We start from the raw sequence: 12,955 nt of genomic DNA, 5'->3' as shown, positions 1-12,955 counted from the left end.
GGGGAAGAGACGGCAGGGACCACCGACCACACCCGCACCGCGCGGCGAGCGGCCAAGGAACGGCAGCGGCGGTCTGCGGGCTCTGGGGGTAAGAGGGTCCCGGCCGCATCGACCCCCGAGGTTCGTCAAAGCGTCAATCATCCAGTCGGCCTGCGGCGGCGAATAGGAGTCACTTCCCGACTTGATGAAGGGTCTCTTTCGTGCAGCAATCCTCTTGGTTCCTCAGAACCGTCCGAGTGGGTGTCACACTGGCCGCCGCAGCGGGTCTGCTCCCACTCGCCTCGCCCGCGGCACTCGCGGCGGCAGTGGCAGGGCCCGCGACGACGGCCGCGGCGACGCCTCCCGCCTACGCCACCGATCTGCCCAACCTGAGCACACCGCAGGTCGCCTATGCACAGTCCAGCCAGAGGACCACCATCACTCCTCCGGCCAAGGGGGTCGCCGCACGCGGCACCGACGGCGCGTTGCTGTACGCCGCCCGCTCGGGCGCCGGATTCGCTCCCTTCCAATCGCTCGGCGGGGTCATCGTCGGCGACCCGTCCGCCGTCGGCACCTCGAACGGCTCCGTCGATCTCTTCGTCCGCGGCACCGACAACCAGGTCTTCGTCAACACCGTCACACCCTCCGGCGCGGTCACCGGATACTCGCTGGTGCCCGGCCTGACCGTCACCGGGGACATCGAGTCGATCGTCCCGGTGGACGAGCCGGCCGGGAGCGTGCGGATCTTCGCCCGGGGTCCGGAGGGCGCGGTGTGGACCAACGTGAGGCGCAACGGCTCCTGGGCCGGCTGGAGCAGCCTGGGCGGATTCATCACCAGCGACATCACCGCGAGCCGCTTGTTCAGCCCCATCGGCGGCAGCATACGCATCTTCGTCCGGGGCAGCGACAACCGCGTCTACCTCAACCAGGTGAGCCCGAGCGGAGCCTCCGGCTTCCGAGCCGTCGACGACATGCGCGTCACCAGCAACATCGCGATCCGGGACAGCGACGCGGTCAACGCCTTCGAGATCTTCGCCCGGGGCGAGGACAACCGGGTCTACGTACGCGGCCTGGCCGTCACCGGATCGACCTGGAAACCACTGGACGGAGTAACGGCCACCAGCGACATCGCCGTCACCTCCCAAGCGGTCTACGTCCGCGGTGGCGACAACGCCATCTACACCAACCCCCAGAACTCCGGCAACGGGTCCTTCACCGGCTTCCGGCGCGTCGAGGGACCGGTGACCGGTAACCCGGCGGCCTTCACTCAGGCCGGTCCGTTCGCCCAGTACCTGCTGGCCCGCCAACCCAACAGCCAACTGGCTTTCAACACCCGCGCCGACAACGGAGCGCCCCCCGCCCCGTTCACCGGCTACACCCCGATCTCCGGCCCGACCATCGACTGAGAGACACCGTGCCCCGCCGTCGTGGTGACGGCGGGGCATACCACCCAAACCAGCCACGGCGCTCCACCCCCGGCAACCGTCACCTGCTTTCCCGCGAGGAGACTTCTGCGGGCGTCGAGCTTGGTCCAACGTCGCCCTGGCGAATACCAGGCCCGGCATCCGGAGGACCTTCCGATGCCCCTTCGGAAGGTCGCGCCGCTCGTCGGGCTTGTTACAGCTTGATCCCCAACATGCAGCGGATACCAATGGTGACGATCTCGGCGTGCGGAGGAAGCGCCCCAGTTAGCCGGGTCACCGAAGACGAATTCGGTGCCGTGCTTGGGCGGGCGTCCGCCGAACGGGTCATAGCAGCGGTCCGGAGTAGGACGGCGCAGTACGCGGTCGGGACGCGTTCCGGCCGAGCACCTCGACCCGAAGGTCGGCCGGCAGGAAAGCGCCGCGGTGAAGGTACGGAGGGCGAGCGGTGAAGGTAGGAAGGGCGTGCGGAGAGCGGCGCGATAGGACGACGCAGCCGTATACGTGGACATGGGAACGCCAGCCGCTGAGCCTCGTGGTCGGCGTCCAGCACGATCAGGAGGTCGAGTCCTTGCTCGTCGTGTGTCCAGCGGCTGGCAACCGTTCGACGACCTGGCGCAGTTGGACGGCGGCGACGGCCGGCACAGCGGCGCCCGGTTCCAGCCGGACCGCGTCCAGCAGTGCCGTTCGGGCAGTCGAGCCGTTCTTCAGCGCGGCCACGATCGAGTACGGCCAGCCCGGGGTCATGTGGTGACGCTGGTGGTGACGCCCCTGACCGTGAGCAAGGACTTGGCGGAGCCGTACGAGGACGTCCAACGGCTGGCCGGCCACAATGACTTACGGTCCTGCACCCGCTGGCGTGTAGGGGCCGGGCTTGTTGGAGGGGATGGTGGACAAGGGCATCGTCGGTTGTTGCGACGCCATTGTTCTGGCCACCGAGGTGTTCGCGCCCGTGGTCGGTGTTCCCACCTCCGGGGCGGTTGGAGTCGTCGGCTCGTCACCGCTTCCAACGGCTGGGGTCGTGGTGGCGGCTACCGCTGGTCCAGGAGGGCCGTCAGGCGCTTCGGGGCGATGAGGCGGTAGCTGTCCTCGATGAGTTCGGCCATCTCGTCCCAGTCGTGGTCGACGTCGAGACGTGCGCCCACCCATCCCTTGCTGCCGACGTACTTCGGGACGAAGAAACGCTCCGGGGCCTCGGCGACAAGAGCCTCCTGCACCCCCGGCCCCGCCTTGAACGTCATCGAAAGCCCGTCCTCACTCGTCATCACGAACAACTTGTCGCGGACTCGAAAGGAAGGCGCGGTATGCCCCCCGAAAGGTTTTTCGGTGACCTCCGGCAACGAAAGGCAGATCTCCTTTATCTGTGATGTGACGTCCTTCTCGCTCATGAGCTTTCCCTCGTTCGCTGGGCCGCTGAGAACGCGGTCGGTGGCCGGGACGGCATGCCGATCCCGAGACTAACCGGCGTGACCGACACTCCCGACGCCACGACCGGCGACGGCGTCGACGCGGTTCGCGCCGTCCCACGCGCCTACGGGAGGCGGTATCGGTCGGGGTTCGCGAGTGGCCATAGCGAGGCGGCCGATGTAGTCGGCGATGTGCTCGTGAACGGCGACTTCTTCGGCGGGGACGGTGGTGCTGCTCTCGGCCCGCCGGACGCGGAAAGGTCCACGCTCGGGGGAGGCGGCCGCGCGGGGCCGAGCATCCCCCCGGGATCCGCACTCGCCGCCGCGCTCGGGAACTGGTTGGATCGCGGCTGCGGGTTAGGGGAGGAGGGGGAGGGGTGCGAAGTCGTGTTGGGACCAGAGTGCGCGGGACGTCTCCTCCGGGTAGGGGGCGACGGCGGGTGGGTCGTTGAGCACGTGGGTGAGGCGGCGGGACGATTCATAAGCGGGCCAGCCCGGGTCGCCGGAGGTCGCGAAGGCCGTCCAAGCGGGGCGGATCGTCGCCGACAGTTCCGCGGCCGCGTCCGGGGCGCCGCCGAAGAAGAGGTTGGCGATGCCGCTGGTGAGGTTCCCCCACACCAGCGGGACGTCCAGCACATGGCAGGAGCCGAACCCGGGCGCCTCCCAGGTCAGCTCGTACAGGTGGGCGCGGCCGCCCGCGGCGGCGTGGGCCTCGGCGAGGCGCACGCTCGGCATGCGGAACAGCCAGTCACCCTGGACGAGCTCGTACAGCGTCTCGGGGGAGGCGTCCGGGAAGGCGGCCCGGTAGGCCGAGGGGTCCGGGGCGAAGGCGCGCAGCGCCGTGGACGCCTCGTCGTCGGTGATCTGACCGACGCGACCGGCCATGGCGGTGAAGAAGCGGAACTCGTCGCGGTTGTGCCCGGCGATCAGCGGGATGTCGCGGGCGGCTCCGGTGGCGAGCGCCTCCCACGGGGTCGCGGGTAGCACGTCGCCGTCCACGACCGGGGAGAACGGAGTCGAAGTATTGGCGACCAGACCCCAGCGGGTTCGTCCGGCCATGGAGGTGGCGACCGCGTCCACGACCTTGGTGAGGCGGTCGGGGGTGACCGTGGCGAGGTCCCGCCGGACGGGGCGGACGCCCGCCTCGCCGGAGATCGCGGCGGCGATGTCGTCGGCCAGTGCGCGGGAGAAGTAGGTGCCGGGGACGCTCTGCGCGATGGCCCGGTGGAACAGCCCGGACGCGCTCGGCATCGCGAGCAGCGCGGCGATCGATCCGGCTCCCGCCGACTGGCCGAACACGGTGACGGCGTCCGGGTCGCCGCCGAACGCCGCGATGTTGTCGCGGACCCAGGCCAGCGCCGCGACCTGGTCGAGAAGGCCACGGTTGGCGGGGGCGTCCTCGATCTGCCCGAACCCCTCCATGCCCACGCGGTAGTTGAACGTCACCACGACGACGCCGCCCTCCCGGGACAGGAGGGCGCCGTCGTAGGCGGGGTCGGCGGAGTGCCCGATGATGTAGGCGCCGCCGTAGATCCACACCATGACCGGGAGGGACGCGGACGGGTCCGGTGTCCAGACGTTGCAGGTCAGCCAGTCGTCACCGGTCGGGAGCTGTGCGGCGGGCCCGAACGCGGCCGACTGCGGCGGGGGAGGGCCGAACGCCGTGCACGGGCGGACGCCGTCCCACGGCTCCGGCGGTTCGGGTGCGGCGAACCGGAGCGCGCCCACGGGCGGACGGGCGAACGGAATCCCACGGAAGACGGACAAACCGTTCTCCCGGACGCCGCTCACCGCGCCGACGGTGGTGACCGCCTCGACGTTCATGCCGCACCTGCCCGTTGGCGATCGCCCATGCCGAGATCCTTCCGGTGGAGAGGGGTGGCGTGAAGGGCCCTACCGTCCAATGGAAACCGCCGGGCGAAAGACACGCTGAAACCGGGACGGATTTCCGGGTCGGGATCTTCGCGCAGGTCTACGCTGTCCCGATACATATCAGATCAGTGGAGGTCATGTCGCATGAACCGCAGCGAACTGGTCAGGGCCGTGGCGGAGCGCGCGGGGAGCGACGAGGCGGACGCCCGGCGGCACGTGGACGCCGTGGTCGAGACCGTGATGGAACGGGTGTGCGCCGGAGAACGCGTCACGATCACCGGGTTCGGGACGTTCGACCGGCTGTCCCGCGTGGCCCGCAGCGCCCGTAACCCGCGCACCGGCCTGCCGATCGAGGTCCCCGCCGCCGAGGTGCCACGGTTCCGGTCCGGGCAGACGTTCCGGAATCGCGTCGCCGGGAGCGTCCCCGCGAGTGCCGCCGAACCGGCCGTGGCGGCGGTCGCCGCGCCGGAAACGGCGGTGAGCGTCGTCGTGGACCCCGCGCCCGCGAAGAAGCCGAAGCGCGCCAAGAGCGGCGCGAAGAAGACCAAGAAGGCCGCGGAACCGAAGAAGGCGCCGAAGAAGGCCAGGGTGGAGCCCGTCTCCGCGAAGAAGGGGTCGGGCAAGGGCAAAGGCAAGGGTAAGGGCCGTGCCAAGGCCGCCAAGTAGCGCCGCGCCCGGCCGGGACGCGACCTAAACGTCCCGGACGGAGACGTGGGTGACGCCGGGAACGGCCCGGGCGAGGACGTCGGCGACCCGCCGCGCGGACCGGTCGGCGCTGCCGCGCAACTCGACGGCGCCGTCCCGCACCGACACGTCCCAGTGCGCGCCCTCCGGCCCGTACTCGGCGATCGCGGCCAGCACGTCGTCGCGGATGCGGGCGTCGTCGCGGGCCAGGACGGCGATGAGGTCCCGGCGGCTGACGATGCCGACGATGTCGCGACCGTCCAGCACCGGCACGCTCCTGATCCGCCTCTTCATCATCGTCTCGGCGAGGACGGCGACGTCGGTGTTGGGCCGGGCGATCTCCACGTCGCGGGTCATGACCTCCGCCACCAGGCGCGGCGACGGGTTCCGCGTGGTCGCGACGGGCCGGACGAACGCCCTCGGGTCGCGTTCGAGCACGCCCTGAAGCAGATCCATCTCGCTGACGATGCCCACCATGATCCCCGACTCGTCCGCGACGGGCAGCGCGGTGACGTCGTGCTCGTGAAGGACCCTGATGGCCTGCCGGACGGTGGCCGACGGCGGGATCGTCACGACGGGCGAGGTCATGGCCTCCCGGACCAGCATGGCGTTCTCTCCTTCCGGTGAGGACGCCCTTTCACCTACCCGGGCCGTGCCGCTCTGACCCTCGCGTGAACGGTCTTCGGGCGTCAGAACAGCGTCGGCGGGCCCACCGGCTCCCGCTCGGGGAGGGGTTCGAGCTCCGGAAGCCGTTCCCTGACCTCGTCGTGGAAGCGGCGGGCGAGCGTCAGCGCCTCGGCGTTGTCCGGCGTGTGGACGAAGAAGGTCGGTGAACGTCCCTCGCGGAGCCAGTCGACGACTCTTCCGACCCAGAAACGCCAGCCTTCGACCGTCCGTTCCGTGTCGTCCCGTCCGATGTACCGGACGATGGGACGGTCGGTGAGCGCCACCGAACGGCGCGGCACACGCGGCTTCTTCGTCCACGCGTCCCGTTCGGCGTCGCTGTTCGGCCGCCCCTGGAAGAAGACGGTCGTGTCGAACGGAACCCACTCGGCTCCCGCCGATCCGAGAACCCGTTCGAGGTCGCGGGCGCTCCCCGCGTCCTCGAAGAACGCCCGGTGACGCACCTCCACCGCGTACCGGTGCTCCGCCGGGAGACGCCGCAGGAAACCGGCGAGCGCCCCGAGATCCGCCGGGCCGAACGATCCCGGAAGCTGCACCCACAGCGCGTGAGCCCGCGGCCCGAGCGGCTCCGTCGCGGTGAGGAACGCCCGGAGCTCCTCGTCGTAGTCCGCGAGCCGCCGCTCATGCGTGATCGACTTCGGCAGCTTCACGACGAACCGGAAGTCCGGCCCCGTCTGCTCCGCCCACGACTCCACCGTGCTCCTCGACGGCGTCGCGTAGAAGGTCGTGTTGCCCTCCACCGCGTTGCACCAGCTCGCGTAGGCGCGCAGGCGCTCCCCGGACTGCGGCAGGAAACGCCCCTGCCATGGCGGATGGGCCCACATCGCGCACCCCACATGAAGCCGCATGAAACCGACGCTACCGAACCCGCTTGAACTCCGTCCGGCCCCGCGCCGTATCTCCACGCACAGACCGGACCTTGGAGGACCCATGACGCGCCGTAACGCCAAGACCCGTACGCGCACCGTGGTCACGTGGACCGCGGTGTTCGCCGGATCCGCCGGCTTGGTGGCGGGTTCGATGTACGCGGTTCGGATGCCGGACCGGTCCGGCCAGCAGGCCACGCTCGCCGGACAACGAGCCTCGAACAGACCGCCCGACGCCCTCGCCGCCGCGCTGGTCGACCGGCTCGGCGCCCGTACGGCGGGCGCCTACCTGGACTCGTCCGGCAGGCCCGTCGTCACCGTCACCAACGCCACGGACGCCGCCATGGTCCGCGCGGCGGGCGCCGTCCCGAAGACGTTGACGCGAAGCCCCGCGACACTGAAGCGGATCACCGATTCCCTCCGCGCGTCGACCATGGGCATCCCGGGCACCGGCTGGGCCGTCGACCCCGCCACGGCCGGGGTGACCGTCTGGACGGACGAGTCCGTCACCGGCGCCCGGATGGCCGCCGTCCGCCGCGCGGCCCGGCAGCTGGGCCCGGCGATCCGCATGGTCCGCCTCCCCGGCAGCCTCCGCACTCTCGCGCTCGGCGGCGACGCGATCTTCGGTCAGGGTGCCCGATGCTCGCTCGGCTTCAACGTCAAACGCGGCGGACAGGACTTCTTCCTCACCGCCGGACATTGCGGCAACGTCGTCCAGACGTGGACCGCCGACCAGCAGGGCGCCCAGCCCCTCGGCACCACCGTGCAGAGCAGCTTCCCCGGCGACGACTTCGCACTCGTCCGTGCGGAAGAAGCCGGGGAGGGCGCCGTCAACCTGTACAACGGCCAGTCCCAGGAGATCACCGAGGCCGGGGACGCCGTCGTGGGCCAGCGCGTCACGCGCAGCGGCAGCACCACCGGCGTCAGCACCGGCACCGTCACCGCCATCAACGCGACGGTGAACTACCCGGAGGGCACCGTCACCGGGGCGATCCAGACGACCGTCTGCGCGGAACCGGGCGACAGCGGCGGCTCACTGTTCAGTGGAAGCACCGCCCTGGGCCTCACCTCGGGCGGCTCAGGCGACTGCCGGACCGGCGGCGTCACCTTCTTTCAACCGGTGACCGAACCCCTCCAACTCTTCGACGCCGAAGTCAGTTGACGAAAAGCGGTTCCTGTCAGCGACGACGAAGGTAATTCTTCTTTCTCTCTCCCGACGCCGATGATCCCCACCCGTTTGTTATCGCTCTCCCAGACTTTCCGCCACGACATTGTCGAAGCCCGGCGGAGGCGCCGACCGGTTGTCTGAACCGGTGCCGCATGCAAGAGCGCCTCGCGCTCGACGAGGTCAGGGGCCCCATCCGGCGAGGCGATCGATGTTCTCTTCTGTGTGCGGGCCCGCCAGAAGCGGACGGATGGTGGCGGCCCAGCAGAGTGCGCCGTCGCACAGCGGGGCGCGAACACCTGCGTCCTCCGGTCGACCGCTGGCACGACCCCACCCCGGGTGATCACCGGCAACCGGCGCGATCACCGCCACCGACGTCCACCATTGCCCCATCGACCCCGTCCCGCGCGTCCTCGCCTTCCATGCGCGGCGTGGTGAGACCTTCCCTGACCGGCTTCTGCGTGAAGTCGATGTGCGTCAAGCAGAGCCCGACCGCTCTCACGGCTCATTGCATCGCACACGCCGCAGGTCGAGCGCCGGAACCTGATGAGGCCTGTCGAATACACCGGTACCAGCGCTGGCCTACTGAGACAGAGGGCGGCCGGTCCTGGTGTGCCATCTCACTCGGGGGTGAAGGTGTACTGGCTGTTCTCTTCGTCCCAGGTCAGCGCATGGCCGTCGACGTGGGCGTCCCACTCGGCATCCGGCAGGGCGGATCTGAGCCGTCCAAGCGTGGAGCGCATGTAGTACTCCAACTGCTCGAACATGACCGAGGCTCCGCACTGGCCATGAGAGACCTTGCTGGAGCCGTCCAGAATCACGCCCCGTTCCGTGCCGGCGTCCCCGTAGAAGCCGAAGCCCTCACAGAACTCCTTCGCGTCCGTGATGGACGAAGGAACGGTCCCGTCGTCCTTCCAGTCCGGCAGGCGTTGATTCAGCCGGTCAAGTAGTTCCCGGTTCTCCTCATCCACGATCTCGGCTACCCGCTCCCGCTCCCGCTCGTCGAGCTCGCGCCCACGACGCGCGGTGTAGTAGAGCGAAACCCCCATGTCCATGCCTCCTTGCCGTGCCTCAGACGCCACCAGGCCCGCCATGCCGAAGAACCGCCGGAAGACATCGGCGAAAGCCGGGCACCTATGGCGAACGCTCCAACTATCGCAGGAAGCCCAAGTCTGGCCGGGCGGTTTGAATCCGTCTCGTAGTGCTTCGGTATGACGTTGTTCCAACGAGAGGTCCCCGCACGACCACGGGGAAGCGAGAGAGTGCGCCGCAAGCCGGTAACCAGTCCGGCGTGGCGGGCGCAAGCAGGAGCGGGTCGATGTAATCGGCTTCAGAGCAACCTTCTCGAAGTGCTCGCTGCACAGCGCGATGAAGTCGTGGACGTCGTAGAACCCTTCGGCTTCACCGTTTCCGTCCAGCCAGATGGGCGGCCCTCCCAGAACATGGGCCCCTGGCGGGCACCGGCCAGACCATACGGTATGGTACGGTTACATACCAAACGGTATGGTACGGACTCGGGACGGCGGCGATGGCGAGCAAACAAGACTGGCTGGACGCGGGACTGGCGATCCTGGCCGAGCACGGCGCTCCGGGCCTGACGATCGAACGGCTCACCGACCGGCTGGGGCTCAGCAAAGGGTCGTTCTACCACCACTTCAAGGGCATGGCCGGGTATCGCACGTCACTGCTCGACCGGATCGCCGACCAGACAACCCTCCGATTCATCGACCTGGTCGAGCGCGAGCCCGGGTTGCCGGCGCGCGACCGGCTGCGCTTGCTGACCGACCTGGTGTCCGCCGAGGCGCAGAGCCCTGCCCTGGAGATCGCCGTCCGCGCCTGGGCCCAGCAGGATCCCGAGGTCCGCGCCGCCCAGGAGCGCATCGACCGCACCCGCACCGAGTACCTGCGCGAGCTGTGGGTGGAGATGACCGGCGACCCCGACAAGGCCGCCCGCATGTCCCGGCTGCTCTACCTGATCGCGGTAGGCGCCGACCACGTCGTCCCACCGCTCACACCACCGGAACTGCGCGATCTCTTCAACGCCGCCATCGGACTGGCCGATCGACCGGACGACCGCTCGGAAAGGAAACGGAAGTGAAGTCGCTGACCCCCTGGGTACCCCGCGCCATCTTCTTCATCGCCCTCATCCACACCCTCTACGCCTTCGCGACGATGACCGACGCCTGGGGCGACGTGCTGGACGCCGGCCTCGTCGACGGCATCGACGGCGTCCCCGAACGGGAGTCCGCCCTGTGGTTCTTCTACGCGGGCGTCGGCTTCTTCGCCCTGGGCTCCTTCGCCCGGCACGCCATCCGGACCACCGGCACGCTCCCGGCCTCGGTCTCGATCTACCTCGTCTTCATAGGCGCCACGATGGCGGTCATCGACCCGCTGTCAGGCGGCGTACTGGTCCTGGCCTGCGGCATCGCGGCCTACCTGACCACCTGCTCCGGCACAACCCCGACCTCCTCGACCCCTGACGCCGAACGAAGCACGCACATCAGTCACGGATGATCAAGGGCGCAAGCGGCGGCGGACGGCCGTCCTTAATCGAAGCAGAATCCAGCAAGCCCAGCCGGTGCGTTCCAGGCGGCCAAGAGACGCAGCTCGACGAGCGACTGCCGCTTGAGCCCGACCCGCCCCTTCGCGATGGCGATGGGCGCGGACCATGGCGGATATGGCCTGTGAGAGAGTCCCGACACCGAGCACCGCGACGGCGGGTTCGCGTCGGTGATCAGGGTGAACGCTTCCCGCATCGCATGATCTAGCTCGGTCTCGGGCACGCCGGCGCAGGTCGAGACGGTCGTATGCCCATGCAGCCAAGTCCTCACAACCTGACGATCGACCGCGCTTGCCATCTAATCAAACATCCGCTTGACTAAAGCAATCATCTAACTGACAGAGTTGCCCCGACGTATGATCGTCAAATGCCCGAGAAGAAGACACGCAGGTCCCCGAAGCCGCAGGAGCGGCAGCGCGACGCCGAGCGCACACGCAGGCTCATCCTGGACGCGGCACTCGCCGAGTTCGGCGCGCACGGATACGCAGGTGCCCGGATCGCCGCGATCGCGGCCAGGGCGAAAGTCAACGTGCAACTGATCTCGTACTACTTCGACGGCAAGGAGGGCCTCTACCAGGCCATCTCGCGGCACTGGCAAGAGCGGCGAGGCGAGTTGGCGCCGCCCGGCACGCCCCTTCCGGAACAACTCCGCCTGTACGCGTTGGAGGCGCTGAACAACCCCGACGGCGTCCGGCTGCTGGCCTGGAACGGCCTGCAGTACACCGGCTCCTCGGAGGGGCCGGGGGACGGCGCAGAAGGGCCGCGGAGGAGTATCGACGAGGTCCGCGCCCTGCAGGCGACCGGCCGACTACCGGCCGAGCTGGATCCCGCCTGCCTGGTCATCGCGATGATGGCCGCCGCGATGGCACCCACCACACTCCCGCACATCATCCACGGCATCACCGGAGCCGACCCCCGATCCGCCGAGTTCGTCGGCCACTACGCCGACCAGATGGCCCTGCTCGCCCGGTACCTCGGGCTCGACCCCGACCAGCCACCGCCATCGTGAAGGAGCCTGCCATGGCCCACATCGCCATTCTCAGCCTGCCCGAGGCCGGTCACATCAACCCCACCCTGCCGATCGCCCGGGAACTCGTCGCCCGAGGCCACCGGGTCAGCTGTCCCGCCGCCCCCTCGGTCGCCGACCGCATTCGCGAAACCGGCGCGGAGGTCCTGCGTTACGAGCCTCGCCCGAGCGAACCGATCGTGATCGACGGCATGGAAGCCGCGGCGCGCGCAACACTGGCCCTTCTCCAGGACCTGGAGCACGTCCTGCCGCAGATCGAGGCGCGCTACGCGGGCGACCGACCCGACCTGATCGTCAACGACTGGCTCGCGTGGGCCGGCCCGATGCTGGCCGCCAAGTGGGGCGTCCCGCGGATCCAGTCCTGGAGCGCGCACGCCGCCAGCGAGGGATACGACTTCGGCCGGTTCGTCGTGGCCATGTTCGAGGCGAGTCCGATCAAAACGCAGTTCGACGACCTCCTCGCCACAGTTCTCGACAAACACGGCATACCACCGCTCGAACTGCACGACTTCTACCGTCCCGCCGAGTTCAACCTCGTCTACCAGCCCCGGTCCTTCCACGTGCACAACGACACCTTCGACGACCGCTACGCCTTCGTCGGACCCACCCGACCGTCCGACCCGCGGGGCTGGACGCCGCCGGGACGACCCCTGGTGTACGTCTCACTGGGCACGATCATCAGCGACCCGGCCTTCTTCCGCGCCTGCATCCAGGCCTTCACGGGCCGGCACTACCGGGTCGTACTGTCGGTCGGTCCCGACATCGACCCGACCGCCTTCGAACCGCTGCCCGCCAACATCGAGGCGCACCACCAGGTCCCGCAGCCCGCGGTGCTCGCGCACACCGACGTGTTCGTCACCCACGCGGGAATGAACTCCGCGATGGAGGCGCTGGCCGCCGCCGTGCCGATGGTGGCGGTGCCCACCACACCGGAGCAGCGGACCACCGCCGACCGCATCACCCAACTCGGGCTGGGCCGGAGTCTCGCCCCGGCCGAGGCGACCCCGGACCGCCTCCGCGACGCCGTCCGCGAACTGCTGGACGACGCCGCCACCAAGCAGCGGCTGCGCGCCATGCGGCGCGACGTGCGCGACGCGGGCGGAGCCCCCCGAGCCGCCGACGCGATCGAGGCCCGGCTGCCCCCACGCTGACCCGACGTGCTGTAGGCGGCAACACGACCAAGGCAGGCGAAGGTACAGCGAGAGGTGAACTCCCCCACCGCAGAAATATGCCGCTTACGGCTGATGGGACGGCGAAGGAGTCACTTGTCGTTATCGTCATTGGGCGGGAC

The 12,955-nt window shown here is 69.4% G+C and carries 14 protein-coding genes; 7 read left to right on the top strand and 7 right to left on the bottom strand.

The features are described from left to right. The first annotated feature begins 236 nt into the window (after positions 1-236). Positions 237-1,385, top strand: a complete 1,149-nt coding sequence (locus D0T12_RS33280; protein ID WP_117404860.1) for a hypothetical protein — start codon at positions 237-239, stop codon at positions 1,383-1,385. 570 nt (positions 1,386-1,955) lie between these two features. Here D0T12_RS33280 and D0T12_RS33275 read toward each other — a convergent pair. The 3 genes from D0T12_RS33275 to D0T12_RS33265 all read right to left on the bottom strand — a co-directional run bounded on the left by D0T12_RS33275 (position 1,956) and on the right by D0T12_RS33265 (position 4,630). Continuing rightward, entirely contained in the window at positions 1,956-2,147 is a 192-nt protein-coding gene (locus D0T12_RS33275) for a hypothetical protein (protein WP_117404859.1), read from the bottom strand. A gap of 284 nt (positions 2,148-2,431) precedes the next feature. Beyond that, positions 2,432-2,788, bottom strand: coding sequence for an MmcQ/YjbR family DNA-binding protein (locus D0T12_RS33270; RefSeq protein ID WP_117404858.1), 357 nt, complete (start codon positions 2,786-2,788; stop codon positions 2,432-2,434). Between the two features lie 375 nt (positions 2,789-3,163). Then, entirely contained in the window at positions 3,164-4,630 is a 1,467-nt protein-coding gene (locus tag D0T12_RS33265; RefSeq protein ID WP_117404857.1) for a carboxylesterase/lipase family protein, read from the bottom strand. 192 nt (positions 4,631-4,822) lie between these two features. On the opposite strand from D0T12_RS33265, the gene D0T12_RS33260 reads away from it, so the two are divergent. Next, positions 4,823-5,344 carry an HU family DNA-binding protein gene (locus tag D0T12_RS33260; protein ID WP_117404856.1) on the top strand — a complete coding sequence of 174 codons (522 nt, stop codon included), beginning with the start codon at positions 4,823-4,825 and terminating at the stop codon, positions 5,342-5,344. Between the two features lie 24 nt (positions 5,345-5,368). Here D0T12_RS33260 and D0T12_RS33255 read toward each other — a convergent pair whose 3' ends face one another. Both D0T12_RS33255 and D0T12_RS33250 read right to left on the bottom strand, forming a co-directional pair. After that, complete coding sequence (locus D0T12_RS33255; protein WP_117404854.1) at positions 5,369-5,968, bottom strand: CBS domain-containing protein; 600 nt, start codon at positions 5,966-5,968, stop codon at positions 5,369-5,371. Positions 5,969-6,051: 83 nt separating this feature from the next. Then, the gene (locus tag D0T12_RS33250) at positions 6,052-6,894 is read right to left on the bottom strand and encodes a DUF72 domain-containing protein (protein WP_117404852.1); all 843 of its coding nucleotides are present in this window, start codon (positions 6,892-6,894) and stop codon (positions 6,052-6,054) included. Between the two features lie 82 nt (positions 6,895-6,976). On the opposite strand from D0T12_RS33250, the gene D0T12_RS33245 reads away from it, so the two are divergent. Next, the gene (locus tag D0T12_RS33245; protein ID WP_117404850.1) at positions 6,977-8,074 is read left to right on the top strand and encodes a S1 family peptidase; all 1,098 of its coding nucleotides are present in this window, start codon (positions 6,977-6,979) and stop codon (positions 8,072-8,074) included. A gap of 623 nt (positions 8,075-8,697) precedes the next feature. Here D0T12_RS33245 and D0T12_RS33240 read toward each other — a convergent pair. After that, complete coding sequence (locus D0T12_RS33240) at positions 8,698-9,126, bottom strand: hypothetical protein (protein ID WP_147339738.1); 429 nt, start codon at positions 9,124-9,126, stop codon at positions 8,698-8,700. 479 nt (positions 9,127-9,605) lie between these two features. Here D0T12_RS33240 and D0T12_RS33235 point away from each other — a divergent pair, with 479 nt between their 5' ends. Beyond that, on the top strand, positions 9,606-10,175 hold the full coding sequence (locus D0T12_RS33235) for a TetR/AcrR family transcriptional regulator (protein ID WP_117404846.1): 570 nt from the start codon (positions 9,606-9,608) through the stop codon (positions 10,173-10,175). Next, positions 10,172-10,591 carry a DUF6463 family protein gene (locus tag D0T12_RS33230; protein ID WP_117404844.1) on the top strand — a complete coding sequence of 140 codons (420 nt, stop codon included), beginning with the start codon at positions 10,172-10,174 and terminating at the stop codon, positions 10,589-10,591. The genes D0T12_RS33235 and D0T12_RS33230 overlap by 4 nt, the downstream gene beginning before the upstream one ends. Positions 10,592-10,623: 32 nt before the next feature. On the opposite strand, the gene D0T12_RS33225 is transcribed toward D0T12_RS33230, so the two are convergent. Continuing rightward, positions 10,624-10,935 (bottom strand): hypothetical protein, encoded by a 312-nt coding sequence (locus tag D0T12_RS33225; protein WP_117404842.1) that lies wholly within the window; start codon positions 10,933-10,935, stop codon positions 10,624-10,626. Between the two features lie 69 nt (positions 10,936-11,004). Between D0T12_RS33225 and D0T12_RS33220 the strand changes: the two genes are divergently transcribed. Beyond that, the gene (locus D0T12_RS33220; protein ID WP_117404840.1) at positions 11,005-11,646 is read left to right on the top strand and encodes a TetR/AcrR family transcriptional regulator; all 642 of its coding nucleotides are present in this window, start codon (positions 11,005-11,007) and stop codon (positions 11,644-11,646) included. Positions 11,647-11,657: 11 nt separating this feature from the next. Then, positions 11,658-12,815: a macrolide family glycosyltransferase gene (locus tag D0T12_RS33215; RefSeq protein ID WP_117404838.1), complete on the top strand. Its 1,158-nt coding sequence runs from the start codon at positions 11,658-11,660 to the stop codon at positions 12,813-12,815. The last annotated feature ends 140 nt before the right edge of the window (positions 12,816-12,955 follow it).

This window comes from Actinomadura spongiicola, from assembly GCF_003432485.1.
Classification (GTDB): domain Bacteria; phylum Actinomycetota; class Actinomycetes; order Streptosporangiales; family Streptosporangiaceae; genus Spirillospora; species Spirillospora spongiicola.
This window is presented reverse-complemented; position numbering and strand designations above follow the sequence as displayed.

Coding starts and splice junctions, on each gene's coding strand:
- D0T12_RS33220 (WP_117404840.1), top strand. CDS start 11,005: ATGCCCGAGAAGAAGACACGCAGGTCCCCGAAGCCGCAGGAGCGGCAG.
- D0T12_RS33275 (WP_117404859.1), bottom strand. CDS start 2,147: ATGACCCCGGGCTGGCCGTACTCGATCGTGGCCGCGCTGAAGAACGGC.
- D0T12_RS33235 (WP_117404846.1), top strand. CDS start 9,606: ATGGCGAGCAAACAAGACTGGCTGGACGCGGGACTGGCGATCCTGGCC.
- D0T12_RS33245 (WP_117404850.1), top strand. CDS start 6,977: ATGACGCGCCGTAACGCCAAGACCCGTACGCGCACCGTGGTCACGTGG.
- D0T12_RS33260 (WP_117404856.1), top strand. CDS start 4,823: ATGAACCGCAGCGAACTGGTCAGGGCCGTGGCGGAGCGCGCGGGGAGC.
- D0T12_RS33225 (WP_117404842.1), bottom strand. CDS start 10,935: ATGGCAAGCGCGGTCGATCGTCAGGTTGTGAGGACTTGGCTGCATGGG.
- D0T12_RS33215 (WP_117404838.1), top strand. CDS start 11,658: ATGGCCCACATCGCCATTCTCAGCCTGCCCGAGGCCGGTCACATCAAC.
- D0T12_RS33250 (WP_117404852.1), bottom strand. CDS start 6,894: ATGCGGCTTCATGTGGGGTGCGCGATGTGGGCCCATCCGCCATGGCAG.
- D0T12_RS33240 (WP_147339738.1), bottom strand. CDS start 9,126: ATGGGGGTTTCGCTCTACTACACCGCGCGTCGTGGGCGCGAGCTCGAC.
- D0T12_RS33270 (WP_117404858.1), bottom strand. CDS start 2,788: ATGAGCGAGAAGGACGTCACATCACAGATAAAGGAGATCTGCCTTTCG.
- D0T12_RS33265 (WP_117404857.1), bottom strand. CDS start 4,630: ATGAACGTCGAGGCGGTCACCACCGTCGGCGCGGTGAGCGGCGTCCGG.
- D0T12_RS33255 (WP_117404854.1), bottom strand. CDS start 5,968: ATGCTGGTCCGGGAGGCCATGACCTCGCCCGTCGTGACGATCCCGCCG.